Below are 23,447 nucleotides of genomic sequence, written 5' to 3' on the forward strand. Positions count from 1 at the left end.
CATGGAATTGAATGCCACCTACACCAGTCTCGTCGCGGTCGGCGACTCGTTCACCGAGGGCATGTCGGATCTGCTTCCCGACGGCACCTACCGGGGGTGGGCCGATGTCCTGGCCTCCCGGCTCGCGGCCCGGTCCCCCAACTTCCGGTACGCCAACCTCGCCGTCCGGGGCAAGCTCATCAGCCAGATCGTCGACGAGCAGGCGCGCCCGGCGGCCGCGATGCAGGCCGATGTGGTGACCCTGGTCGGCGGGCTCAATGACACGCTGCGCCCTAAGTGCGACATGGGCATGGTCCGTGGGCGGCTCGAAGAGGCCGTGGAGCTGCTGGCCCCGTCCTGCAAGAAGCTGGTGCTGATGCGCAGCCCCGGGCGCAACGGCCCGGTGTTCGACCGGTTCCGTCCTCGGATGGAGGCGCTGTTCGCCCTGATCGACGACCTGGCCGACCGGCACGGCGCCTCGGTGGTCGACCTCTACTCCGCGCCCTCGCTCAGCGACCCCCGCATGTGGGACTTCGACCGGTTGCACCTCGCCGCCGAAGGGCACCGGCGGGTGGCGGAGGCGGTCTGGCAGACGCTGGGTCTTCCGCCGGAGCTCGACTGGCAGGCGGCGGTCCCCGCCTCCTTGCCGCCGCGCTGGGCGAACCGGCGGGCCGACGACATCCGCTTCGCCCGCCGCCACCTGGGGCCCTGGATCGGCCGACGGCTCACCGGCCGGTCCTCCGGCGACGGCCGGTGGGGCGCCCAGTTCGACGCGGGGACGGCCTCGGCCTTCTGGATCACGCCCACCGACGCCGCGGCACCCGGCCCGGTGACGGGATGGCGCCGGGCTCAGGACCTCCCCCAACCGGGACCGCTGGACGGGAACACCGGCCTTCCCCCGGAGGGCGCGGCTCCCGCTTCCTCGTAGCCGGCCTCCGCTTGCTGGTAGCCGGCCTCGGCGTCTTCGTGACCGGCCTCCGCGGCAGACCCCGGCAGCCGGCTCCCGCAGCCGCCCTTCGTAGCAATCCACAAACCGGCCCGCGGCGCTGGCCTGCAGAAACCCACAGTAGAATCCCTCCACGTGACTGCTGTGTCTGCGAAGCCTCGCATCCCCAATGTCCTGGCCGGCCGCTACGCCTCCACGGAGCTGGCCGTCCTCTGGTCCCCCGAGCAGAAGGTGAAGCTGGAGCGTCAGCTGTGGCTGGCGGTGCTGCGCGCTCAGAAGGACCTCGGGATCGAGGTGCCGGACGGAGCGGTGGCCGACTACGAGCGTGTGCTCGACCAGGTCGACCTGGCGTCGATCGCCGAGCGCGAGAAGATCACCCGGCATGACGTGAAGGCCCGGATCGAGGAGTTCAACGCCCTCGCTGGTCATGAGCAGGTCCACAAGGGCATGACCTCCCGGGACCTGACGGAGAACGTCGAGCAGCTGCAGATCCGGCTGTCGCTGGAGCTGATGCGCGACCGCACCGTGGCCGTGCTCGCCCGGCTCGGCAAGCTGGCGGCGGAGTACCGCGAGCTCGTGATCGCCGGACGCTCGCACAATGTCGCCGCGCAGGCGACGACGCTCGGCAAGCGCTTCGCGACGGCGGCCGACGAGCTGCTGGTGGGCTACGGACGGCTGGAGGACCTCCTCTCGCGCTACCCGCTGCGCGGGATCAAGGGACCGGTCGGTACGGCTCAGGACATGCTGGACCTGCTGGGCGGCGACGGGGACAAGCTCGCCGACCTGGAACGGCGCATCGCCGGGCACCTCGGTTTCGCCGAGGTGTTCACCTCGGTCGGCCAGGTCTACCCCCGTTCGCTCGACTACGACGTGGTGACCGCTCTGGTGCAGCTCGCCGCGGCGCCCTCGTCGGTGGCGAAGACCATCCGGCTGATGGCAGGCCACGAGCTGGTGACCGAGGGCTTCAAGCCGGGCCAGGTCGGCTCGTCCGCGATGCCGCACAAGATGAACACGCGCTCCTGCGAGCGGGTCAACGGCCTGATGGTGATCCTGCGGGGCTACGCCTCGATGACGGGTGAGCTGGCGGGTGACCAGTGGAACGAGGGCGACGTGTCCTGCTCCGTGGTCCGCCGGGTGGCGCTGCCGGACGCGTTCTTCGCGTTCGACGGTCTTCTGGAGACCTTCCTGACGGTGCTCGACGAGTTCGGCGCCTTCCCCGCCGTCGTGGCTCGCGAGCTGGACCGCTACCTTCCCTTCCTCGCCACCACCAAGGTCCTCATGGGGGCGGTGCGGGCCGGGGTGGGCCGCGAGCTGGCCCACGAGGCGATCAAGGAGAACGCCGTCGCCTCCGCACTGGCGATGCGGGAGCAGGGTGCCGAGCGCAATGAGCTGCTCGACAAGCTCGCCGCCGACGAACGCATCCCGCTGGACCGTGCGGAGCTGGACGCGCTGATGGCCGACAAGCTCTCGTTCACGGGTGCGGCGGGCGACCAGGTGACGGCGCTGGTCTCCCGGATCGAGGAGATCACCAAGCAGCACCCCCAGGCCGCGGCCTATTCCCCCGGCTCGATCCTCTGACCGGCAGCACCCCCACCGCATGACCCCCGAGGAGCTCCGCGCCGCCCGCGACCGCATCGTCCCCGATGTGGCCGCGGGCGGGTTGCGTGTGCTCTTCTGCGGTATCAATCCGAGCCTGATGACCGCGGCCACGGGCCATCACTTCGCCCACCCCGGCAACCGCTTCTGGCCGGTCCTGCACCGCTCGGGCTTCACACCCCGGCAACTGCTGCCCTCGGAACAGTCCGAGCTGCTGCCCCTGGGCCTCGGCATCACCAATGTGGTGGCCCGGGCGACGGCTCGGGCGGACGAACTCGGCGCGGACGAGTTCCGGGAGGGCGGGGCGGCCCTCACCGCGAGGGTCGAGCGGCTCGCTCCGGCGTGGCTCGCGGTCGTCGGCATCACCGCCTACCGCACGGCCTTCGGAGAGCCCCGTGCCCGGATCGGCCGGCAGGAACGCATGATCGGCGGTGCCCACGTATGGGCCCTGCCCAACCCCAGCGGTCTCAACGCCCATTGGACGATCGCGACGATGGCCGAGGAGTACGCCCGCCTCCGCGAGGCCGTCCTGACGCCACACCCCGCGACCTGACGCGCGGGGCCGACGGCAGAATCTTCCGGTCGGATCTGTAGGTCGGGTCCATCGGCCGGACCTATCGGCCGGATCCGTCGGTCGGGTCTGGCCGTCGGGTCTGTCCGTCGGGTCTGTCCGTCGAATCTGGCGGGATCAGGGCGGATCGATGACGGTCACCAGCACCGTCAGTTCACAGCCCGGTCCTCCCTCCTCCAGCACCAGCCCTATCGCGATCCACCGCCCCTCGACCCGCCACAGCCGGACGAATTCGCATCCGGCCACCGGATCCTCCCAGGGGGCCGGTATCACTTCGCCCGACATCATCCGCTCCTGCGCGCTCCACAGGCTCATCAGCTGCGGTTCGCCCCAGCGGGCGGTGAGGAGCGTGAGCAGTGCGTCGTGCTCCACCAGGCACTGGACCCGGTGCTCCGGGCCGGCCGGTTCGTCATCACCCCACGGTTCGTGTTCGGTGCGCAGGAATGCCGTGTGATAGCCGGGTCCGCTGACTCCCGAGACCGACGGCATGCACGCCACGGGGAATTCCCTGGTGCGCATCTCGTCGATGAGGCGGAGATGGTGTGCGGTCGTCATGACGTCAGTAAACCGTTCGGCGCTGACAACCGGTGCCCTGGCCCCGGACTCAGGCGTCGCGCCTGTGCACCGCCCACCAGCCGGCGAGGAGCGCGGCAGCCGCCCAGGCGGCCGTCACGGCCGGGCCGCACCATGGTCCGAGAGGGCCCTCCGGGTTCTGGTGGAGCACCAACTGCTCAGCACGATCAGGCAGATACTGCGGGCCGGGGCCGCCGGCTTTCCGCTCAAGCGGGCGAGGCCCGCGGAGATCGTGCATGCCGTGCGTCTGGTTGCCGAGGGAGAGTCGCTGCTCTTCCCCGCGGCGGTCCGGCAGCTCGCGGCCGAGTACGGCACGAACGCGGCGCGCGCGGCCCTGGAGCGGGCCGCGCTCACCGACCGGGAGGCGGAAGTGCTCCGGTTGATGGCGCGGGGCCTGTCGAACGCGGAGATCGCCGCCGGGCTGACCGTCGGCGTCGAGACGGTGAAGTCTCATGTCAGTTCGATTCTCGCGAAGTTGGGGGCACGGGACCGTACACAGGCCGTCATCGCTGCCTACGAGTCCGGTTTCGTCGCTCCGAGCTGACGCAGGTTGCGGCTCGATACCGGCTTGCGGAGCTGCTCGCAGGGCCTGCGAGCAGCGAGTACGATCCGGCAGACATGGGCACGAGCTGGGAGGACACACCGTGAGCCGGCTGACCGGGGGAGATCCGTCGCTGCTGCGGCGTATCAATTCAGCGGTGGTACTGCACGCTCTGCGAGGGGCCGGCTCGCCGACGCTCACGGACCTGACCCGGATCACGGGTCTCTCCCGGCCGACGGTCGAAGGCGTGGTCGAGGGGCTGTTCGAGGCCGGTCTGGTGGTCGAGGCCCTGCCCGACGAGAGTGAGGCGCGGCGCCAGGGGCGGCCGGCCCGCCGGTTCCGTTTCCGTGCCGAGGCAGGCTATCTGCTGGGCGTCGAGATCGGGCCGCACCGGGTTTCGGCACTGCTCTCGGGGCTCGACGGCCGGGTGACCGGGGCGGGTTCCCGTACGGTGTCGGAGACGGCGGATGCGGATGAGCGGCTCGACCAGGTGAGAGCCGTGATCGCGGACCTGCTGCGCCGCACCGGGGTGGCCCGGAGCAGTCTGCGCGCCGTCGGTGTCGGCAGCCCCGGCATCGTGGAGGCCGACGGGACCGTGCGGCTCGGCACGGCGCTCCCGGGGTGGACGGGGCTCGCGCTCGGGGAGCGGCTGCGGCGTTCGTTCCGCTGTCCGGTCCTCGTGGAGAACGACGCCAATGCCGCCGCGGTCGCCGAGCACTGGAAGGGTGCGGCCACCGAGTCCGACGACATCGTCTTCGTCCTGGCGGGGCTGAGCCCGGGGGCCGGTTCGCTGATCGGTGGACGTCTGCACCGGGGGTTCGGCGGGGCGGCCGGGGAGATCGGCGCTCTGCACCTGCTGGGCAGGGACGTGACCCCGGAGCATCTGCTCTCGACCACGGGCACCCCGCTGGAGCCGCTGGACGAGCAGGCGGTGGCCGTGGTGTTCGCCAAGGCGCGGCAGGGCGACGCGGAGGCGCAGGCGGCCGTCGAGCGCTTCCTGCAGCGGCTCGTGCACGATGTGGCGGCCCTGGCGCTGGCACTCGACCCGGAGCTGGTGGTGGTCGGTGGCTGGGCCGCCGGTCTCGACGGTGTGCTGGAGCCGCTGCGCGAGGAGCTGGCCCGCTACTGTCTGCGCCCGCCGCGGGTGACGTTGTCGCTGCTCGGCGAGGCGGCGGTCGCGACGGGAGCCCTTCGGCTGGCGCTGGACCATGTCGAGGAGGAGCTGTTCGCCGTGGAGGGCGCGGTGACGGCCCGCCGCTGACCGCGGCCGGGCCCGATGACATGCGTATGGCGGCCCGGCCGGTTTCCCGGCGGGCCGCCATCAGGTGGCGCTGTTCTCGGAGGGCCTGAGGTTTACGGAGGCCCGAGCCTTCCGGGCAGCAGCGGCCCGCGGGCCGCCCGCGCGGAAGGCGTCAGGATGCCTGGCGCTCCTGCTGCCCGTCGTGGCTGATCTCCAGTGCGCCGGAGTCCCCGAAGGTGAGCCGGCAGGTGTCCGCCCGGTAGGTGGCGATGGACACCGCCGCCGTACCGCCCTCTGCGAAGTACCGGGTGGTGACCACGAGCACGGGTGCGCCGGGGAGCCGGTCGAGCTCCTTGGCGTCGTCCGCGCGCGCCGAGCCGAGCTCCACGGAACGGTCCTGCCCCGCCAGGCCCAGCCGGTGCAGCTCGCGCAGCACGGCGCGGGCGCGGACGGTGCCGGACGGCGCGTCGATCGCGGAGAGGTCGGGGACCGAGGAGGCGGGAACGTAGAGAAGTTCGGCTGCCACCGCCTGGCCGTGGGTGTCGCGGATACGGCGCACCACGTGCACCGGCTCCGTACCCGTGCCGAGCATGGCGGCCACGGCGCTCGGGGCGGCCTCGCTGACACAGTCGACCGGCTGCCACGCCTCGCCGACCGCGCCACCCGTCCACTCGTGCTGGGCGGTGGTGACGGCCACGCCCACCCGCGGCGGGGCGACGGTCGTGCCGACGCCACGGCGGCGCTGCAGTCGGCCTTCGAGTTCGAGCTGCTCCAGAGCCTGTCGGAGCGTGGCACGCGCGACTCCGAACCGGGCCGCGAGGTCCCGCTCGTTGGGCAGGATCTCACCCACCGCAAAGTCCGAGTCGAGTGCCTCACTGAGCACGGTCTTGAGGTGCCAGTACTTCGGCTCCTGCACCGATTCCAGCTGCGTGGTCCCCACCAAGTCCTCCGCAATCGCCCAGCGGCTTTTCCGCGACGCTATTTATTAAAGGTTCCTGTCTTAAGTTGACCCTAGGACGGCGCACCCCCTTGGTCAAGACCAATCCTTATTCCGTAACGGAACGAAACGGGACTTTGGCGCAGAGCGTTCACAAGACGTTCGCGGTGCCGTGAGCCGCGCGCAGCATGAAGCCCCACCACCGGGCCGGTGATGGGGCTTCGACCGGTCAGCCGCAGAGCGGGCTCACCGGGATTTCTCTTGGCCGGAAAGAACGCGCGACTACACGGCGGCCAGACCTGAGAGCTTGTCCGGATTACGAATGATATAGACGCATCGAATGACTCCGTCCCGGACATCGAGCTGGAAGAAGGTATCCGGCTTTCCCCCGACAAAGCACGCCACGGCAGGCCCGCCGTTGAACTCCGCGATGCGCATGTCCCAGTCCGGCCCGATCTCCTGAGCCACCGCGGCGAGGAACCGGCCGACCTTGTCGGCGCTCTCGATGATCCGCCGCGCCGCCTTCGCCTTGCCGCCGGCGTCGCTGACCATCCGGACGTCCGGCGCCAGGAGAGCCATCAGCTGTTCGATGGAGCCGCCGGACGCGGCGGCCAGGAACCGCTCGGTGATGTCCCGGCGCTCCGCCGGATCGACGTCGTAGCGCGGCTTGCGCTCGTCCACGTGCCGCCTGGCACGCCCGGCGAGCTGGCGGACGGCCGCCTCGGTGCGGTCGAGGGCGGTGGCGATCTCGGCGTACGGAAAGCCGAAGGCCTCCCGGAGCACGAAGACCGCGCGCTCCAGCGGCGAGAGCGATTCGAGGACGACCAGTACGGCGAGGGAGACGGAGTCGACGAGGACGGCCTGCTCCGCCGCGTCCGGCATGGTCGGCCCGAAGTCGGTGACCACAGGTTCCGGCAGCCAGGGACCCACGTACGACTCCCGGCGCGACTGCAGGTGGCGCAGCCGGTCGATGGCCAGCCGTGTGGTGATCCGCACCAGAAAGGCCCGTGGCTCGCGGACGCTCTCCCGGGTCGCGGACGACCACCTCAGCCACGCCTCCTGCACCACGTCCTCGGCGTCGGCGACACGGCCGAGCATGCGGTAGGCGACGCCGGTGAGGAGGGGCCGGTGCTCTTCGAAGACTGCGGTCGCGGTATCGGCTGTCACCGGCCCATCCCAGCCGACCCACCGGACGGTGTCCAGCGGGAATCGCCTGAGCCCTTGAACTCCAAGCTACCGAACGGTAAGTGTTGTTGACGCGATGTCTACCCACTCCAGGGAGCAGCTCCATGACCACCACGGTCTCCTTCACCGTCGATTCGGCGCACGGCCCCCGTCCGGTCTCGGTGAACTACGAACGGACCGGTGCGGGAGCGCCGCTGGTCCTGCTCCACGGCATCGGCCACCACCACCAGGCCTGGGACCCGGTGACACGGATCCTCGCCGCCGAGCGCGAGGTGATAGCCCTCGACCTGCCCGGTTTCGGCACATCTCCCGCTCTGCCGGACGGAGTTCCGTACACCCTGGAGGCGGTCACTCCGGTGCTGGGGGCCTTCTTCGCCGCGCTGGGCCTCGACCGCCCGCATGTGGTCGGCAATTCCCTCGGGGGCCTGTTCGCCCTGGAGCTGGGGCGCAGGGAGCTGGTCCGTTCGGTGACCGCCCTGTCGCCCGCGGGCTTCTGGAACGAGCCGGAGCGCCGCTACGCCTTCACCACCCTGCGGGCGATGCGCCGTGCCGCGCTGGCCCTCCCGGTGCCGGCGATCGAGCGGCTCTCCCGCAGCGCGGCCGGGCGTACGGCGCTGACCAGCACCATCTACGCCCGGCCCGGCAGGCGTTCACCCGAGGCCGTCGTCGCCGAGACCCTGGCCCTGCGGGGCGCGACCGGCTTCCACCAGACGCTCGCCGCCGGCGGCGCTGTCTCCTTCACCGACGATGTGAAGGGCCTTCCCGTCACCGTCGCCTGGGGCACCCGGGACCGCATCCTGCTGCGCCGGCAGGGGATCCGCGCCAAGCAGGTGATCCCCGGGGTCAGGCTCGTGCGGCTGCCCGGTTGCGGGCACGTCCCGATGAACGACGACCCCGCCCTGGTGGCGCGCGTCATCCTCGACACCAGCCGCTGAGGGCGCCGGGCGCGTACCGGCGGGACCGCCGCGCCCCAGGACTCCCGAGCCGAGCGCCACCCCGACGCCGACCAGCAGACTCCCGGCACCCTGCGCCATGCCGTACGTCCCGGCTCCGACGAGCGGTGCGGTCAGCGCTGCGGAGACCGGGATGAGGCCGGAGAAGAGGGTGGCGCGTTCGGCCCCGATGCGCTGCAGGCCGATGTACCAGCAGACGAAGCCGATCACGGTCACGACGACGGCCTGCCAGAGGAGGGCCGTCGTCTCCGCCGGGGTCGGAACCCGCAGGAACGCGGCACCGTCCATCACCAGGCCGAGCAGCGCGGACTGTACGGCGGCGATGGCGCAGACCGTCGCGGCGAGCAGCTTCGGGCCGAGCGGCCGCAGCACCGGTACGGCGAGGACCGCGAAGCCGACCTCGCCCGCGAGCGCGCCGGCCGACCAGCAGATGCCTGCCAGGTCGGTGCGGCCCCAGCCCTGGACCGTGAACGCTCCGGCGACGACGAGCCCGGCAGCGTACAAGGTGACACGGGAGGGGCGGCGGCTAGCCAGCAGGGGGACCAGGACCCCGACGACGATGGGCGCGCAGCCGACGAAGACGCCCGGAACGGCTGGTTCCGCGGTCCGTTCCGCCGCCAGGATCGCCAGGTTGAAGCCGACCATTCCGACCGCGGCGAGCAGACCGAGCCGCATCCACCGGCGCCAGGAGAGCGCCCGCAGCGGGGCGGCCACGGGGACGGGGCCCCGCCGCAGCACGGCCGCGAGCAGCAGAGCGGCCAGACCGTACCGGAGCGCCTGGCCACCCGCGTACGGGTAGTCGCCGAGGACACTGTTCGCGGTGAAGGAGGCCCCCACCAGCACACAGGCGAAGGCCGCCAGGAGGGCCCCGCGCAGAGAGTTCGCGTTCATGTGGGTGACGCTAGGTTCGGCGCCGGACCGGTTTAAGGTCCACTTCCATGACGTCTTCGGGGACCAATTCGACCGGTGGGGTGGGCCGTGGCGACAGCGGCAGCCTCGATTCCGCCTCTCCGGCCTGGGAGTTGCTGCTGCCCGCCGCTGCCGGCCCGGTACGCGGACGGGGGCGGGCCCTCCAGTCGGCCCTGCGGGAGGCCGTCCGCTCGGGCCGTCTCGTCGCCGGCACGAGGCTGCCGTCCAGCCGGGAACTTGCCGCGGATCTCGGGGTGTCGCGCGGGCTGGTAACCGAGGCCTACGAGCAGCTGACCGCCGAGGGCTATCTGCGCAGCGGTCAGGGCGCGGGAACCTGGGTCAGCGGCGGAGTTCGAGCTGCGGCGCGTTCCGTACGGGATCTGGCGCCGCGCACGCCGGGCGCGCGGGTGGACTTCCGGCCCGGCGTCCCCGACCTCTCCCTCTTCCCTCGCGCCGCGTGGGCCGCCACCCAGCGGGCGGTGCTCGGCCGGTTGCCGCACAGTTCGCTGGGGTATCCCGATCCGCGCGGCCTGCCGGAGCTGCGGGAGGCGCTGGCCGGACTGCTGGCCCGGCGGCGCGGGGTGGTGGCCGATCCCGAGCGGCTCGTGGCCTGCTCGGGAGTGGCGCAGGCGACGACGCTGCTCGGCTTCGTACTCCGCGAGCAAGGCCTTGCCTCGGTCGGGGTGGAGGACCCGGGGAGCCCGGAGCACGCGTCGCTGTTCGCGGCGACGGGTCTGGGCGCGACCTCGCTGCCGCTCGACGCGGAGGGGCTGGCCCTGGGGCCGCTGCGACGCTCCGGCGTGCGCGCCGTGGTGACCACGCCGGCGCACCAGTTCCCCACCGGAATCGCTTACCCCGCGGAGCGTCGCCGCAAGCTGCTCGACTGGGCACGCGAGGCGGACGCCGTGATCATGGAGGACGACTACGACGGGGACTTCCGATACGACCGGGCTCCGGTGGGGGCGTTGCAGGGGCTCGACCCGGAGCGCGTCGTGTACACCGGATCGGTGAGCAAGTCGCTGGCTCCGGGCCTGCGGCTGGGGTGGCTGATCGCCCCCGTTTCACTGACCGGCCGGATCGTCGCCCGCAAACGGACCATGGACCTGGGAAATCCCGCCATCGACCAGGCGGTTCTGGCCGACTTCATCTCGCGCGGCGCCTACGACCGCCAGCTGCGCCGCTGTCAGCGCGCCTACCGGGAACGCCGGGACGCCATGGTGGCCGCACTCGACGAGCACTTCCCCGGTACCGAGGTCAGCGGCATCGCCGCGGGGCTGCACATCATCGCGCGGCTGCCTGAGCGTTACGGCCCGGAGGGCGTCTTCCTGGGCCGCGCGGCCGGGGCCGGAATCGCGCTGCGGCCGTTGAGCGACTGCGGGGACGCGGGACCCGAGGACGGCTCGGTGGCGCTCGCCCTCGGCTATGCCCATCTGGGGGTCGGCGACATCGCCCGGGGTGTCGCGTCGCTCGCGGCCGCGCAGGGACTCGGCTCCGGCGCCTGACGGGCTGTCGCCGGGAGTGCGCCCTGACCGGCCCTGTTCACCCGGTGTTGGGGCCCCGGCCTCCGCGGCCCACTAGGCATGGGGGCGGAGACCGGCTCCGGCCCGACGGAGCGTTGCGGCCGCCCCGGCCCGTTGTCCGCCCGCCCGTTCCACCCACCGTCCTGGAGGCGCCCCGATGCCGCACCGTCCGCGTATCCCCTCGCCCGGCCGTCGTACCGTTCTGCGCGGCTCGCTGCTCGTCCCTGCGGCGGCTCTTCCCGCGGCTGCCTCTTCGGCTCCCGCCCTGGCTCTGGCGGGGCGGCCGGAGGCGGCTTGGGGGGTGCAGGTGGGGAGCGTCACCGCCTCCTCGGCGCTGGTGTGGGTGCGGTCGGACCGGCCCGCCCGGATGCTGGTGGAGACCTCGGCGACCGAGTCCTTCCGCCGGGCCCGGAGCTGGTACGGGCCGCTGATCGGGCCGGGAGGCGACTTCACCGGCACCACTCCCCTGTACGGCCTTCCGGCGGGCGAGCAGGTGCACTACCGCGTCACACTGGCCGACCCGGGCGATCCGCGCCGCACGGGAAAACCGGTGTACGGAACGTTCCGTACCGCTCCGGCCCGGCGTCGTGACGGGGTCCGCTTCCTGTGGTCCGGTGACATCGCGGGGCAGGGGTGGGGCATCAATCCGGACATCGGCGGCTACCGGGTGTACGAGGAGATGCGGCGCCTCGACCCGGACTTCTTCCTCTGTAGCGGTGACACCGTCTACGCGGACGGGCCGCTCCAGCCGAGCGTGACCCTGCCCGACGGCAGGATCTGGCGCAACGTCATGACCGAGGAGAAGGCCAAGGTCGCCGAGACGCTGGACGAGTACCGGGGGAACTTCCGCTACAACCTGCTCGACCGCAACTTCCGGCGCTTCAACGCGCAGGTCCCCTCCGTCGTCCAGTGGGACGACCACGAGGTGCGCAACAACTGGTACCCCGGCCAGATACTCGATGACGCGCGCTACACCGAGAAGAACGTCGACATCCTCGCGGCCCGTTCCGCACGCGCCTTCCACGAGTACTTCCCCGTGTCGACGCCGCACGGCTCCGCGCGGCGGTCCCGCATGTACCGCGCCGTCCACCACGGGCCGCTGCTGGACGTCTTCGTCCTGGACATGCGGTCGCACCGCAACCGGAACTCCCCCAACCGGCAGGCCGACGACACGACCGGCATACTCGGCGCCGAGCAGCTCCGTTGGCTCAAACGTGCCCTCGCCGAATCCCGCGCGGTGTGGAAGGTGATCGCGGCCGACATGCCGCTCGGCCTGGTCGTCCCGGACGGGGCGACGGACTTCGAGGCCGTGGCCCAGGGCGATCCGGGCGCCCCGCTCGGACGTGAGCTGCAGATCGCCGAGCTGCTGCGGTTCATCAAGCACCGCAAGGTCACCGGCACCCTGTGGCTGACGGCCGACGTGCACTACACCTCTGCGCAGCACTACGCCCCCGAGCGGGCGGCGTTCAAGGATTTCGCACCGTTCTGGGAGTTCGTCTCGGGCCCGCTGGCCGCAGGGGGATTTCCGGCCAACGCGCTGGACGGCACGTTCGGGCCCGACCGTGTCTTCGTCCGGGCGCCGGACCGGGCCAATGTGTCGCCGATGGAGTCGCCGCAGTTCTACGGCGAGGTCGAGATCGACGGCGACAGCGCGGATCTGACGGTACGTCTGCGGGCGGAGGGTGGTGCGGTGCTGTTCACCAAGGTGCTGCGGCCGGGCCGGACCGGTCAGTGAACGACCGCCGCTGACCTGGGCGTACGGCTGCTCGGGAGGCCCGTTGTCAGTCGTGCCCGGCGCCCGTTGTCAGTGGTGGGTTCTACGGTTTCTTCCATGACCCGATCCGTTCAGGCCTTGGCCTACGCACGCCCGTCCGCCCTGGAGTCCTCGCAGGTGGGAGCCGTTCTCGGTCTGGAGACCGCGGGCGGTCTCACCCCGCGTGGGGCGGAGGCGCATCCGCGGTTCTTCGCCGGATTCCTCTCCGCTCCGCGCATCGCCGCCCGTGGGCTGCTGGCGGTGGCCGATGTGGCCGCCGCCCGCTACTACCAGCGCGCCCTGCCCTCTTCCCTCGATCCGGTGGTGACGGGGAACGGCGACCGGCTGCGCTTCGAGTCGTTCTCCGGCTGCTGCGGGGTGTACGCACGCCTCGATGTGCTCCAGGAGGGCCTGGACGGGGAGCGGACCGGGCACGGTACGACCAACGTGGACGTGAACAATCCGCTGCGGGACGCCCTGTCCCGGATAACGGCGGACGATCCGCTGCATCTGCGGGTGGGCCCCGACGAGTTGGCGGTCACCACGCTGGACGGCCCGGTGGTGGAGAAGAAGGTTCCGCTGCCGGACCGGTGGCTGCGGGGGTTCGCCGAGGCTCAGGTCGCCTCGGCCGGTTTCGATCTGCGGGCCGAGCTGACGGCGGCGCAGGCGGTGGCGTTCCTGCGCTCCCTGCCGCGCGGCTCGGGCAACGCGGCGCGGGGCGCGCAGTGGGTGGTGGCCTCCGGCTCCGGTCTGCGGCCGACGACCCGGCCGGTGCCGGGCGCGGTGTGCCTGCCGGGCCCCGAGCGGCTGGTGGCCCTGCAGCGGGTGCTGCGCCACGCGACGGCGCTTCGGGTGTACGGGCCTCCGGTGGCGGACGGGGCCGCTGCGGCGAGCGCCTGGGAGGTGGTGCTGCCGGGGATGCGGCTCACGCTGACGCTGTCGCCGGACTCCTCGCGCGGGTTCTCGGGCGAGGGCGGCGTCCTGGAGGCGCTGGCCACCGACGACGCGGCGGCCGACGCCGAGCTGGTCTCCGTCCTGCTGGCCTGGGAACCCCGGATCGAACCGGCCTCGCTGGCCGAGCAGTCGGGGCTGAGCGCCGAGCGGGTTCGGGCCGCGCTCACCCGCCTCGGCACGGCGGGCCGGGTCGGGTACGACCTGGCCGACGCCGCCTACTTCCACCGTGAACTGCCCTACGACGCCGACCGGGCGGAGCGTCACAACCCGCGTCTGGTCGCCGCCCGCGAGCTGGCCGGTGCGGGGGCGGTGACGCTCGACGGCACGCTGGCGTCCGTGTCCTCCGGCGACCGCCGCTACCAGGTCCGCCAGAGCGACGGCGCACTCACCTGCACCTGCCAGTGGTGGGCGGACTACCGCGGAAAGCGGGGCCCGTGCAAACACGCCCTGGCCGTGACGATGGTCCGCCGCGGCGCGACGGTCGCCGGAGGTGTGCGATGAGCGACCTGCTCACCGCGGTACGCGCGGGACAGCACCGCGATGTCCCGGCGCTGGTGCTCCGGCTGGACCGGGCCGGACGCAGGTCGGCGCTGGCCGGGCTGAAGGAGCTGCGCAAGGAGGCCCGGGGCTGGGAGTGGCAGCGGCAGGACAAGATCCGCAAGGCGCTCCTGGTGGCCGGGGCCGGCTGCAACACCGGGGCGGCGGGCTGCGCCACCTGGATCGGCGGCCGGGACCTGCGCAGCTGGTCGCGGTCCCCGTACCCGCTGATCCTCGTGGCGCTGGGGGACCGTGATCCGGCCTGGCTCGGCGATCTCGCCCACCGGCTGGCGGGACGCCCGATGAACTCCGAGGCGGAGTACACGTTCATCAGCGAGCTCGTACGGATGGCCGGGTGCCCGATCCCGACGACGGACAGCCTCGTCGAGGGCTGGTCGGAGCGGATCGGCACGGCGCGGTGGCACGGCAGGTCCGGCCGGGTGCCGCTGGTCGGCATCCTCCGTTCCGACCCGCACGTCGCCGTGCTCGCGCCCCGGCTCTTCGAGATGCCGGAGCTGCCGTCCCAGATCGGCTGGTACGACACACCGGAGTCGCTCGACCAGTGGCCGGCCGCGCTCTGCGCACTCGCCGCTGAGGGGGTACTCGACCGATCCCACCTGGTCGAACGGTGTGTGACGCGTCTGGTGCGCGGTGGCAAGACGGGTGACCAGCGGTTCTTCCTCACGGTGCTTCAGCAGCTGAACGTCACGGAGGACGAGGAGAAGAACCACCTCCGCGACTGGATGGGGATGGCGGCGGACGGCATCTCCGTGGTCGCCTCCCACGCCCAGGACGTGCTCACGCGGCTGGACGCCCGGGGCGAGCTGTCCACCGGGGACCTCGCCGAGGTGTCGGGATCGGTGCTCTTCCGCCGGGAGAAGAAGCTGGTGCGGGCCCAGTTGGTCCTGCTGGGGAAGGTGCTGAGCCGGGACGCGACGGCGGCGGGTGAGCTGCTTCCGGTGGTCGCCGAGGCGTTCGGGAACGAGGACATCGCCCTCCAGGAGCGGGCGCTCAAGCTGATCGCGCGCCACCTTCCGGCCGACGACGCGCTGCTGCGGGAGGAGCTCTCCTTCTCCGCCGCGCAGTTGGGGCCGCTGCACCGGGAGGCGGTCACCGCCCTGTTCGGGGCGGTGGGCGAGGACGCGCCGGCGGACGGCCCGTACGAGGAGCTGCTGCCGCCCGTGCCGGTGCCGTGCCGGCTCGACCCGGCGCCGGGGACCGTGGCGGAGCTCGTCGAGCAGGTGGCGGCCCAGGTGAAGTCCCGTTCCTGGCAGGGCTCCACTCCGGGGGCCTCGGCCGCCGCGTCGGGGATCTCCGACTTCGAGCGCACTCTGGACGGGCTCGTCCGCCTCTCGCGCACCGACCGGGCCGCGCTGGCGGAAGGGCTGCAGGAGGCCCTGGCCGGGGAGTGGTACATCGAGCACGGAATCGACCGGGAGCCCGAACCGGCGTACATGACCACCGCCCACGCGCTCGCGCTGGTGGTGGGCTCGCTCCTCGGCCGGCTCTCCTACCGGTCCATCACCGAGGGGAAGAGCCGCTGGACCGGCACCGGGACCTGCGCCCACGCCGCGCTCAACGGGGTGCTGCTCGCCCGGGCCTGGGAGGCGGCCGGTGCGGTACAGGCCGACCGGGTGCCCTTCCTGCTGGCCACGCCCACCTGGCACACCGGCTCGCTGGACGCGGCGGAACTGGTCGAGCGGCTGCGGACGTACCGGCGGCTGGGCGCCGACCCGGGTCCGGCCGACTTCTCCCAGGCCCTGCTGCGGGTGCGGCGGAGCGGCGAGTCGGCGGCCGCCGAGGCCGCAGCGTCCCTCGGCACGCCGGAGGGGGACCGGCTGGCCGCCTGGATACGCGCCGACGAGCCGGTGGCTCCCGTGCTGCGTCACGGTCTGACCAGCGATCGCCCCTCGGCGGGCAACTGGTGGCAGCGGTCGGCCGCCGGAACCCGGCGGGTGCTGCTGGCCACCAAGGAAAGGCTGCTGATCCAGCAGGAGTTCCCGCGTTCCTTCCACTGGCTGGGCCGTCCGCACACCCCCCAGTCACGGGAGTGCTACCACTGGGGTGCCGACCAGTGCCCGCACTGGACCGCCACGCTGCCCGAGGACGGGGAGACCCTGGCCGCCTGGCTGATGCCGGATCTGCTGCACACCGCCGACGAGGGGCGCAGGGGCGGGGCCTGGTTCCTGCCGCCGCTCATGGAGACCGGCGGCGCGGCCGGTGTCGCGCTGCACCTGGCACTGGCCTACGGGCTGGGCGCCCGGCACGCCGAGGACCGGATATCCGCCGTGGACGCGCTGCTCGTCCTGGCCGCGCAGGGGCGGCTGGACACCGTGCTGCTCGGGCGCGAGCTGGGGGTCCTCGTCGACCACGACCTGGTCAAGGTCAACCGGCTGGCCGACGCCGCCCGGACGGCGGCCGCCACCGGGGCGTACCGGACGGTGCTGGGCATGCTGGCCGTGGCGCTGCCCACCTTGCTGGCGTACGAGAAGGCGCCACGAGGGATCGGGGATCTGCTGGCCGTGGCGGCGGAGTGCGCCGAGCGCTGCGGTACGGAGGGGATCGAGCCGATCGTGGGGCTGGCCGCAACGGCCGGGCGCAAGGGCTCCTCGCAGACGGTCCGGCAGGCCGCCCGCCTGCTGGCCGTGTTCCCGCCGACGCCGACGTCCTCGCCCGTACCGGAGGAGGCGCGGTGATCAGTGGATCAGGGCTCAGGGGATCAGGGGCCGAAAAATACGGCCGAAAAACGACGATAGGTGATCAGATCCACACTTAACCCATCAGTCACAAGGTGTTCGTGATCAGGCAACACCGTTCGTTCACAGTAAGGATATGACTGATGTGACGTCTTCGAAGACCGCCCGCCGTCCGCACCACTGGCGGCGGGACCTGATCGAGCTGGCCGCGCTGTTCACCGCGGTGGCCGTGGCCGACGCGATCGCCAATCTGATCGGGCACCAGCCCGACGGGCCCTACCTGCTCATGGCGTCGGCCGTGGCCCTGGTGGCCACGGCGACGTTCCACACCTGGTGGGCACGGCGCCACAGCAACGCTCCCCCGCCGGAGGAACCGGGCCGGTCCGATCCGGCGCCGGACGAGGTCACCGACTCGATCGACGGGTCCGGGGCCGGCGAGACGGTTCTCTGGCGGATGCGGACGACCGTGCGTGACGCGCCGGGGAGTCTGGCCGCGCTCTGCCTCGTGCTCGCCCGGTTCCGGATCGACATCCTGACGCTGCAGACCCACCCGCTGGCCGAGGGGACGGTCGACGAGTTCCTGCTGCGGGCGCCCGCCTCGCTCCCGGCGCAGGAGCTGACCCGGCAGATCTCGGCGGCGGGCGGCACCGCCACCTGGATCGAGCGGGCGGACGCCCACGATCTGGTCGACACCCCGACCCGGGTGCTCTCGCTGGCCACCCGCACGGCGCTCGACGCGGCGGAACTCCCCCTCGCCCTGCGCCAGTTGCTCGGCCGGTGCACCATCCACTCGCTGCCCGCCGTCTCCATCACCGGCCGCCCGACCGGGGAGAGCGCCCCGGTCGAAGGCGTGCTGGAGGAGACGGTGATGCGGCTGCGCGACCCGTCCGGCGGTGTCATCTCCGTCGAGCGGCCCTATCTGCCGTTCACCCCGACCGAGTTCGCCCGGGCCCGCGCCCTGGTGGAGCTGGACGCCCGGCTCGGCCCGCGGGTGCCCCGTAGCGAGGACATCCTCACACTGCCCGAGGGCAACGAGATCACCGTGCGCCGGGCGGACCGCAGCGATCTCGCCGCCGCCCGCGCCATGCACGACCGCTGCTCCCCGGGCACCCTGGGCCTGCGCTACCACGGCCCCGTCGGGGACGCCGACCGCTACCTGGACCACCTGCTGAGCCCGCGTTTCGGCCGCACCCTGGCCGTCCAGACCGCCTCCGGCAAGCTGGTGGCGCTGGGCCACCTCCTGTGGGACGGCGACGAGACCGAGGTGGCCCTCCTCGTCGAGGACGACTGGCAGCGCCGGGGCATCGGCTCGGAGCTGCTCGGCCGCCTGGTGCAGCTCGCCGAGGAGGCCGGCTGCGACAGCGTGTACGCCGTCACCCAGTCCCGTAACACCGGCATGGTCGCCGCCATGCGCGCCCTGGAACTGCCCCTCGACTACCAGATCGAGGAAGGCACCCTGGTCATCACCGCGCGGCTGACGCGTGCGACGGACGAGCGGACCGCTCGGCCGTCCGGGAGGACCGCTGGGCCTTCCGCGCCCGCGGAACGGGCCCGTCGCTGAGCGCCTGACACAGGTCGGCCCAGAGGTCCTCGACGTCCTCAAGACCCACCGACATGCGCAGCAACCGGTCACCGACGCCGGACGCCTGCCGGTCTCCCTCATCCACGATGCGGTGGCTGATGGAGGCCGGATGCTGGATCAGCGAGTCCACGCTGCCGAGGCTCACGGCGGGCGTGATGAGCCGTACGTTGGCGATCACGTCGTGCGGGTCGCCGTACACCTCGAAGGAGACCATCGCCCCGCCGATCTCCGGGTAGTGCACCCGGGCGATCCGCGGATCGGCGGTCAGCCTGCGGGAGAGCTCGGCGGCGCTCGCCGAGGCGGCCCGTACGCGTACCGGCAGGGTGGACAGCCCCCGCAGCAGCAGGTAGCCGGCCAGCGGATGCAGCACCCCGCCGGTGGCGAACCGCACCTGGCGCAGCCGGGCGGCGAACTCCTCGTCGCAGGCCACGACTCCGCCCATCACATCGCCGTGCCCGCCGAGGTACTTGGTGGCGCTGTGCAGGACGATGCGGGCACCGTGTTCGACGGGGCGCTGGAGTACGGGGGTGGCAAAGGTGTTGTCGACCAGGAGCGGCACGGATCCGCAGGAGTGGGCGACGGCCCGGATGTCGATCTCGGCGAGCGTGGGGTTGGCCGGGGTCTCGACCATGACCAGCCCGGTGTCCGGCCGGATGGCGTCGGCTATGCCCGCCGGGTCGGTCCAGGTCACCTCGGTGCCCAGCAGCCCGGCACCCAGCAGATGGTCGCTGCACCCGTAGAGGGGCCGGACCGCGACGACATGGCGCAGCCCCATGCTCGCGCGGGCCAGCAGGACCGCGGTGAGGGCCGCCATGCCGCTGGCGAACGCGACAGCGCTGTCGGTCCCCTCCAGCCGGGCGAGCGCCGTCTCGAAACGGGCGGTGGTCGGGTTGTCCAGCCGGGCGTAGACGGGCGGGCCGTCCGGCCGGGCGCCCGTGGTGGCGAAGGCGTCGATGCGCTCCGCCTCGCCGCGCGAGTCGTACGAGGGGTAGGTGGTGGACAGGTCGAGCGGCGGGGCGTGCAGGCCGAGGGAGGCGAGATCATCGCGTCCGGCATGCACGGCTTCGGTGGCCAGCGCCCTGGTCGGGGTGGGGGCAGGGGGCGTCATCGAGACTTCGTTGTCCATGACAACACTCTGAACAGTTACCGGCTCGTAGCGGCAAAAGGCCGTGCTACGTTCGCCGCATGGCCGATTCTGTCGCTCTGGACCCGGTGGATCTACATATTCTGCGGCTGCTGCAGAACGATGCGCGGACCACGTACCGCGAGCTCGCCGCCGAGGTGGGCGTGGCCCCCTCGACGTGTCTGGACCGGGTCACCCGGCTGCGCCGCTCCGGTGTCATCCTCGGCGATCAGCTGCGCCTGGATCCGTCGAAGCTCGGCCGGGGTCTCCAGGCGCTGCTCCTGGTGCAGGTCCGGCCGCACCGCCGCGAGCTCATCGGCCCGTTCGTCGACCGGGTGCGGGCCCTGCCGGAGTCCCGCGCGCTCTTCCACCTCACCGGCCCCGACGACTATCTGGTCCAGGTGGCGGTGGCCGACGCGGCGGAGCTCCAGCGGCTGGTGCTGGACGAGTTCACCTCGCGCCGGGAGGTGGCCCGGGTGGACACCCGGCTGATCTTCCAGCAGTGGGACTGCGGCCCCCTGCTGCCGCCCGCCGAGCCGGTCCGCCCGTGAACGACGGAGACGCGGCCCGCCCGTGAACGACGGAGCCGGTGCGCCCGTGATCGTCTTTCGGACGGACCCCGTTCGACGGTGGTGACGGGGAGGGGCCCGCCGTTGGAGGATGTCCGCATGTCAGACACTTCGAACAGCGCGCTGCCCCGTCAGGTCGCCGACGCCTACGTCGACGCAGTCATCGAACTCGACCCCATCACGGGCACCTATCTCGGTGTCCGGGAAAGCTCGCGCCGTCTGCCCGACTTCTCACCGGCCGGCCAGGACGCGGCCGCCGACCTCATCCGCGCCACGCTGCTGAAGCTGGACGAAGCGGGGCGGCAGCCGGGTGCCGACAGCGATGAGGAACGCCGCTGCGGGCGGCTCCTGCGGGAACGGCTGACGGCGGAACTCGCCGTGCACGAGGCGGAGGAGGGACTGCGGACCGTCTCCAACCTGCACTCGCCCGCCCACAGCATCATCCAGGTCTTCACGGTCACGCCCACCGAGACGGAGGAGGACTGGGCGGCGGTCGTGGAACGGCTGCGCGCGGTCCCGGCCGCGTTCGAGGGGTACCGGGCATCGCTCGGCCTGGGGCTTGAGCGCAAGCTGTACGCCGGGCCCCGCGCGACCGCCACCTTCATCGGGCAGCTCACGGAGTGGAGCGGTGGCGGCGGGAGCACGGCGTTCTTCACGGACTTCGTCGCCGCGGGACCTGAGGCCCTGCGTACCGAACTGACCGAGGCCGCCGGGCTCGCGACCGGCTCCGTCGCCGCCCTGCGGGACTGGATGCGCGACGTCTACGCACCGGCGATCGAGGGGGCCCCCGACACGGTGGGCCGCGAGCGGTACGCCCGCTGGTCGCGCCAGTTCAACGGGACGGACCTCGACCTCGACGAGGCGTACGCGTACGGGTGGTCCGAATACCACCGGCTGCTGGCCGAGATGAAGGCCGAGGCCGCGAAGATCCTTCCCGGGGCGGGGCCCTGGGAGGCGCTCGCCCACCTCGATGTGCACGGCAAGCACATCGAAGGGGTCGAGGAGGTCCGCGAGTGGCTCCAGAGCCTGATGGACGAAGCCATCGAGGCACTGGACGGCACCCACTTCGACCTGGCCGAGCGGGTACGGAAGGTGGAGTCCCACATCGCCCCGCCCGGCGGCGCCGCGGCCCCGTACTACACGGGCCCCTCCGAGGACTTCTCTCGCCCCGGACGCACCTGGCTGCCCACCATGGGCGAGACCCGCTTCCCGGTGTACGACCTGGTCTCGACCTGGTACCACGAGGGTGTTCCCGGCCATCATCTGCAGATCGCGCAGTGGAAGCATGTCGCCGACAGCCTCTCCCGCTACCAGACGTCACTGGGGCAGGTCAGCGCCAACGCCGAGGGGTGGGCGCTGTACGCGGAGCGGCTGATGGACGAGCTGGGCTACCTGCCCGACGCGGAGCGGCGACTCGGTTATCTGGACGCCCAGATGATGCGTGCCAGCCGGGTGATCGTGGACATCGGCATGCACCTGGAGCTGGAGATCCCGGCGGACTCGCCGTTCCACCCCGGTGAGCGCTGGACGCCCGATCTGGCGCAGGAGTTCTTCGGCAGCCACAGCGGGCGGCCGGCCGACTTCGTGGAGAGCGAGCTGACCCGCTACCTCTCGATGCCGGGCCAGGCCATCGGCTACAAGCTGGGCGAGCGGGCCTGGCTGCTCGGCCGGGAGAACGCCCGCGCGGCGCACGGCGACTCCTTCGACCTGAAGGCCTGGCACATGGCGGCACTCTCCCAGGGGTCGCTCGGTCTGGACGATCTGGTGGACGAGCTGTCCAGGCTCTGATCCGCTCCGCCCCCGGCCGGTCCCGCTCGCGGAGCGGGACCGGCCGGGTTCCGCACACCACCGAGTGAGGGCGCCCGCCATGACCGGACGGACCGGATTCCTTTTCTGCGCCGACCCGTTGCGGCCGAACCGGCCCGACCCGCACTCCGCCGACGAGGTGGCGGCCGTCCGGGCGGCGGGAGGCGGGGTCGCGTTGGTCGACCACGAGGCGCTTCTGGCCGGGGACGCGGACCGGGCGGTGGCACGGGTGGCGCGGGGCTCCGGCCCGTACCGGTACCGGGGCTGGATGGTCCCGTCCGGCCAGTACGCGGAGCTGGAGAAGGCGCTCGCCGTACGCGGCTGCGCCCTCCTCACCACCGCCCCCGACTACCGCCGCGCTCCTGAACGAGCTGACTGCTGCCGGGCCGCACCCCTGAACGAGCCGGCCGCCGCCGGGCCGCGCCCCTGAAGGTGTCGGCGTGGCCCTCAGCAGCCGCAGTCCGCGTCGTCGACCGGCGCGGTGAGCGGGTCGACGGCGCGCTGCTCGCCGCCCTCCCAGGTCTCGAAGGCGAACCCCTCGCGCGCCCAGTACTCGAAGCCGCCGAGCATCTCCTTGACCTGGTAGCCGAGCTGGGCGAGCGCCAGGGCGGCACGGGTGGCGCCGTTGCATCCCGGCCCCCAGCAGTACGTGACCACGGGGACGGCCGGGTCCAGCAGCGCGGCCGCCTGCTCGAGGATCAGCGCCGTCGGCAGGTGGACCGCACCGGGAACGTGCCCCTGGTCCCAGGAGGCGGTGGAGCGGGAGTCCACGACGACGAACCCGGGGTCGCCGCCGGCGGCGAGTGCGGAGGCGACGTCGGAGACATCGGCGTGGAAGGCGAGCGAGGCGCCGAAGTAGGCGGCCGCCGCGGCCGGGGAGGCGGGCGGGACGCGCAGGACGGAGTTGACGGCGGTGGCCGTGGTCGGGGAGGTCATAACCATGAATCTATGACCCTCTTCCAGGGCCAGGAAGTGGAATTCCCCGGTGCTGGTCTTGATCCGCCGGGGAATTCCCTGTTGTCTCGTGGGCGTGACCGACTATTCCCCGGACGCCACCGACTGGCGCATTCTCGATGTCCTCCAGCGCGACGGCCGCGCCACTTTCGCCGAGCTCGCGCGCGCCGTCGCCATGTCCCCGAGCGCCGTGACGGAACGGGTGCGGCGGCTGGAGGAGACCGGGGTGATCAGCGGTTACGCGGCGGTGGTCGACGCCGAGCGGCTCGGGCTGCCGGTCCTCGCGCTCGTACGGCTGCGCTATCCGAACGGGAACTACAAGCCGTTCCACGACCTCTTGGAGACCACCCCGGAGATCGTGGAGGCCCACCACGTCACCGGTGACGACTGCTTCGTCCTCAAGGTGACGGCACGCTCGATGCGGCACCTGGAGGAGGTCACCGGCCGGATCGGCGCGCTCGGTTCGGTGACCACCAGCGTCGTGTACTCCTCGCCGCTCCCCCGGCGCGCGATCGGTCGCTGA

The 23,447-nt window shown here is 72.4% G+C and carries 19 protein-coding genes and 3 pseudogenes; 15 read left to right on the forward strand and 7 right to left on the reverse strand.

Features of this window, described 5'->3' with window-relative positions:
- Nucleotide 1 precedes the first annotated feature (1 nt).
- From IE264_RS24165 to mug, 3 genes are all read left to right on the forward strand, one after another.
- A complete protein-coding gene (locus IE264_RS24165) occupies nt 2–907 on the forward strand; it encodes an SGNH/GDSL hydrolase family protein (RefSeq protein WP_032755333.1) in 906 nt (301 codons plus the stop codon).
- A 162-nt stretch (nt 908–1,069) separates the two neighbouring features.
- The gene (gene purB, locus IE264_RS24170; RefSeq protein WP_032755330.1) at nt 1,070–2,503 is read left to right on the forward strand and encodes an adenylosuccinate lyase; all 1,434 of its coding nucleotides are present in this window, start codon (nt 1,070–1,072) and stop codon (nt 2,501–2,503) included.
- A 19-nt stretch (nt 2,504–2,522) separates the two neighbouring features.
- Nucleotides 2,523–3,074, forward strand: coding sequence for a G/U mismatch-specific DNA glycosylase (gene mug, locus IE264_RS24175; protein WP_031121778.1), 552 nt, complete (start codon nt 2,523–2,525; stop codon nt 3,072–3,074).
- A 135-nt stretch (nt 3,075–3,209) separates the two neighbouring features.
- On the opposite strand, the gene IE264_RS24180 is transcribed toward mug, so the two are convergent.
- A complete protein-coding gene (locus IE264_RS24180) occupies nt 3,210–3,647 on the reverse strand; it encodes a hypothetical protein (protein WP_032755328.1) in 438 nt (145 codons plus the stop codon).
- A 49-nt stretch (nt 3,648–3,696) separates the two neighbouring features.
- Nucleotides 3,697–3,846, reverse strand: a pseudogene (locus IE264_RS38710) (ABC transporter permease); the annotation flags it as partial.
- Here IE264_RS38710 and IE264_RS24185 point away from each other — a divergent pair.
- A pseudogene (locus IE264_RS24185) lies at nt 3,832–4,209 on the forward strand (response regulator transcription factor); the annotation flags it as partial. The pseudogenes IE264_RS38710 and IE264_RS24185 sit on opposite strands and share 15 nt — an antisense overlap.
- A 100-nt stretch (nt 4,210–4,309) precedes the next feature.
- Nucleotides 4,310–5,467, forward strand: a complete 1,158-nt coding sequence (locus IE264_RS24190; protein ID WP_032755325.1) for an ROK family protein — start codon at nt 4,310–4,312, stop codon at nt 5,465–5,467.
- Between the two features lie 151 nt (nt 5,468–5,618).
- Here the strand turns inward: IE264_RS24190 and IE264_RS24195 are convergent, their stop codons facing one another.
- Together IE264_RS24195 and sigJ are read right to left on the reverse strand one after the other, a co-directional pair.
- Entirely contained in the window at nt 5,619–6,386 is a 768-nt protein-coding gene (locus tag IE264_RS24195; protein WP_032755323.1) for a GntR family transcriptional regulator, read from the reverse strand.
- A gap of 279 nt (nt 6,387–6,665) precedes the next feature.
- A complete protein-coding gene (gene sigJ / locus IE264_RS24200; protein WP_032755321.1) occupies nt 6,666–7,550 on the reverse strand; it encodes an RNA polymerase sigma factor SigJ in 885 nt (294 codons plus the stop codon).
- Nucleotides 7,551–7,672: 122 nt separating this feature from the next.
- Here sigJ and IE264_RS24205 point away from each other — a divergent pair, with 122 nt between their 5' ends.
- Nucleotides 7,673–8,503, forward strand: coding sequence for an alpha/beta fold hydrolase (locus tag IE264_RS24205; protein WP_032755318.1), 831 nt, complete (start codon nt 7,673–7,675; stop codon nt 8,501–8,503).
- A gap of 63 nt (nt 8,504–8,566) precedes the next feature.
- Here the strand turns inward: IE264_RS24205 and IE264_RS24210 are convergent.
- A pseudogene (locus tag IE264_RS24210) lies at nt 8,567–9,412 on the reverse strand (DMT family transporter); the annotation flags it as partial.
- 47 nt (nt 9,413–9,459) lie between these two features.
- Here IE264_RS24210 and pdxR point away from each other — a divergent pair.
- The 5 genes from pdxR to IE264_RS24235 all read left to right on the forward strand — a co-directional run bounded on the left by pdxR (nt 9,460) and on the right by IE264_RS24235 (nt 18,451).
- Entirely contained in the window at nt 9,460–10,932 is a 1,473-nt protein-coding gene (gene pdxR, locus IE264_RS24215) for a MocR-like pyridoxine biosynthesis transcription factor PdxR (protein ID WP_032755315.1), read from the forward strand.
- Between the two features lie 175 nt (nt 10,933–11,107).
- Complete coding sequence (locus tag IE264_RS24220; RefSeq protein ID WP_015607191.1) at nt 11,108–12,685, forward strand: alkaline phosphatase D family protein; 1,578 nt, start codon at nt 11,108–11,110, stop codon at nt 12,683–12,685.
- Nucleotides 12,686–12,781: 96 nt separating this feature from the next.
- Entirely contained in the window at nt 12,782–14,158 is a 1,377-nt protein-coding gene (locus IE264_RS24225) for an SWIM zinc finger family protein (RefSeq protein ID WP_032755311.1), read from the forward strand.
- Nucleotides 14,155–16,890, forward strand: coding sequence for a DUF6493 family protein (locus IE264_RS24230; RefSeq protein WP_032755308.1), 2,736 nt, complete (start codon nt 14,155–14,157; stop codon nt 16,888–16,890). Before IE264_RS24225 ends, IE264_RS24230 begins: the two co-directional genes overlap by 4 nt.
- 145 nt (nt 16,891–17,035) lie before the next feature.
- The gene (locus tag IE264_RS24235) at nt 17,036–18,451 is read left to right on the forward strand and encodes a GNAT family N-acetyltransferase (protein WP_032755306.1); all 1,416 of its coding nucleotides are present in this window, start codon (nt 17,036–17,038) and stop codon (nt 18,449–18,451) included.
- On the opposite strand, the gene IE264_RS24240 is transcribed toward IE264_RS24235, so the two are convergent.
- A complete protein-coding gene (locus tag IE264_RS24240) occupies nt 18,354–19,598 on the reverse strand; it encodes a trans-sulfuration enzyme family protein (protein WP_032755305.1) in 1,245 nt (414 codons plus the stop codon). The genes IE264_RS24235 and IE264_RS24240 overlap by 98 nt on opposite strands.
- Nucleotides 19,599–19,657: 59 nt before the next feature.
- Here IE264_RS24240 and IE264_RS24245 point away from each other — a divergent pair, with 59 nt between their 5' ends.
- The 3 genes from IE264_RS24245 (at nt 19,658) to IE264_RS24255 (ending at nt 22,400) form a co-directional block, all read left to right on the forward strand.
- A complete protein-coding gene (locus IE264_RS24245) occupies nt 19,658–20,146 on the forward strand; it encodes an Lrp/AsnC family transcriptional regulator (protein ID WP_032755302.1) in 489 nt (162 codons plus the stop codon).
- A gap of 117 nt (nt 20,147–20,263) precedes the next feature.
- Nucleotides 20,264–21,952, forward strand: a complete 1,689-nt coding sequence (locus IE264_RS24250; RefSeq protein ID WP_032755300.1) for a DUF885 domain-containing protein — start codon at nt 20,264–20,266, stop codon at nt 21,950–21,952.
- 79 nt (nt 21,953–22,031) lie between these two features.
- Nucleotides 22,032–22,400 (forward strand): hypothetical protein, encoded by a 369-nt coding sequence (locus IE264_RS24255; protein ID WP_063605725.1) that lies wholly within the window; start codon nt 22,032–22,034, stop codon nt 22,398–22,400.
- 17 nt (nt 22,401–22,417) lie between these two features.
- Here the strand turns inward: IE264_RS24255 and IE264_RS24260 are convergent, their stop codons facing one another.
- The gene (locus IE264_RS24260; protein ID WP_032755298.1) at nt 22,418–22,912 is read right to left on the reverse strand and encodes a rhodanese-like domain-containing protein; all 495 of its coding nucleotides are present in this window, start codon (nt 22,910–22,912) and stop codon (nt 22,418–22,420) included.
- Between the two features lie 88 nt (nt 22,913–23,000).
- Here IE264_RS24260 and IE264_RS24265 point away from each other — a divergent pair, with 88 nt between their 5' ends.
- Nucleotides 23,001–23,447, forward strand: a complete 447-nt coding sequence (locus tag IE264_RS24265) for an Lrp/AsnC family transcriptional regulator (RefSeq protein ID WP_031121764.1) — start codon at nt 23,001–23,003, stop codon at nt 23,445–23,447.

It is taken from the genome of Streptomyces microflavus, assembly GCF_014650075.1.
Taxonomy (GTDB): Bacteria; Actinomycetota; Actinomycetes; order Streptomycetales; family Streptomycetaceae; genus Streptomyces; species Streptomyces microflavus.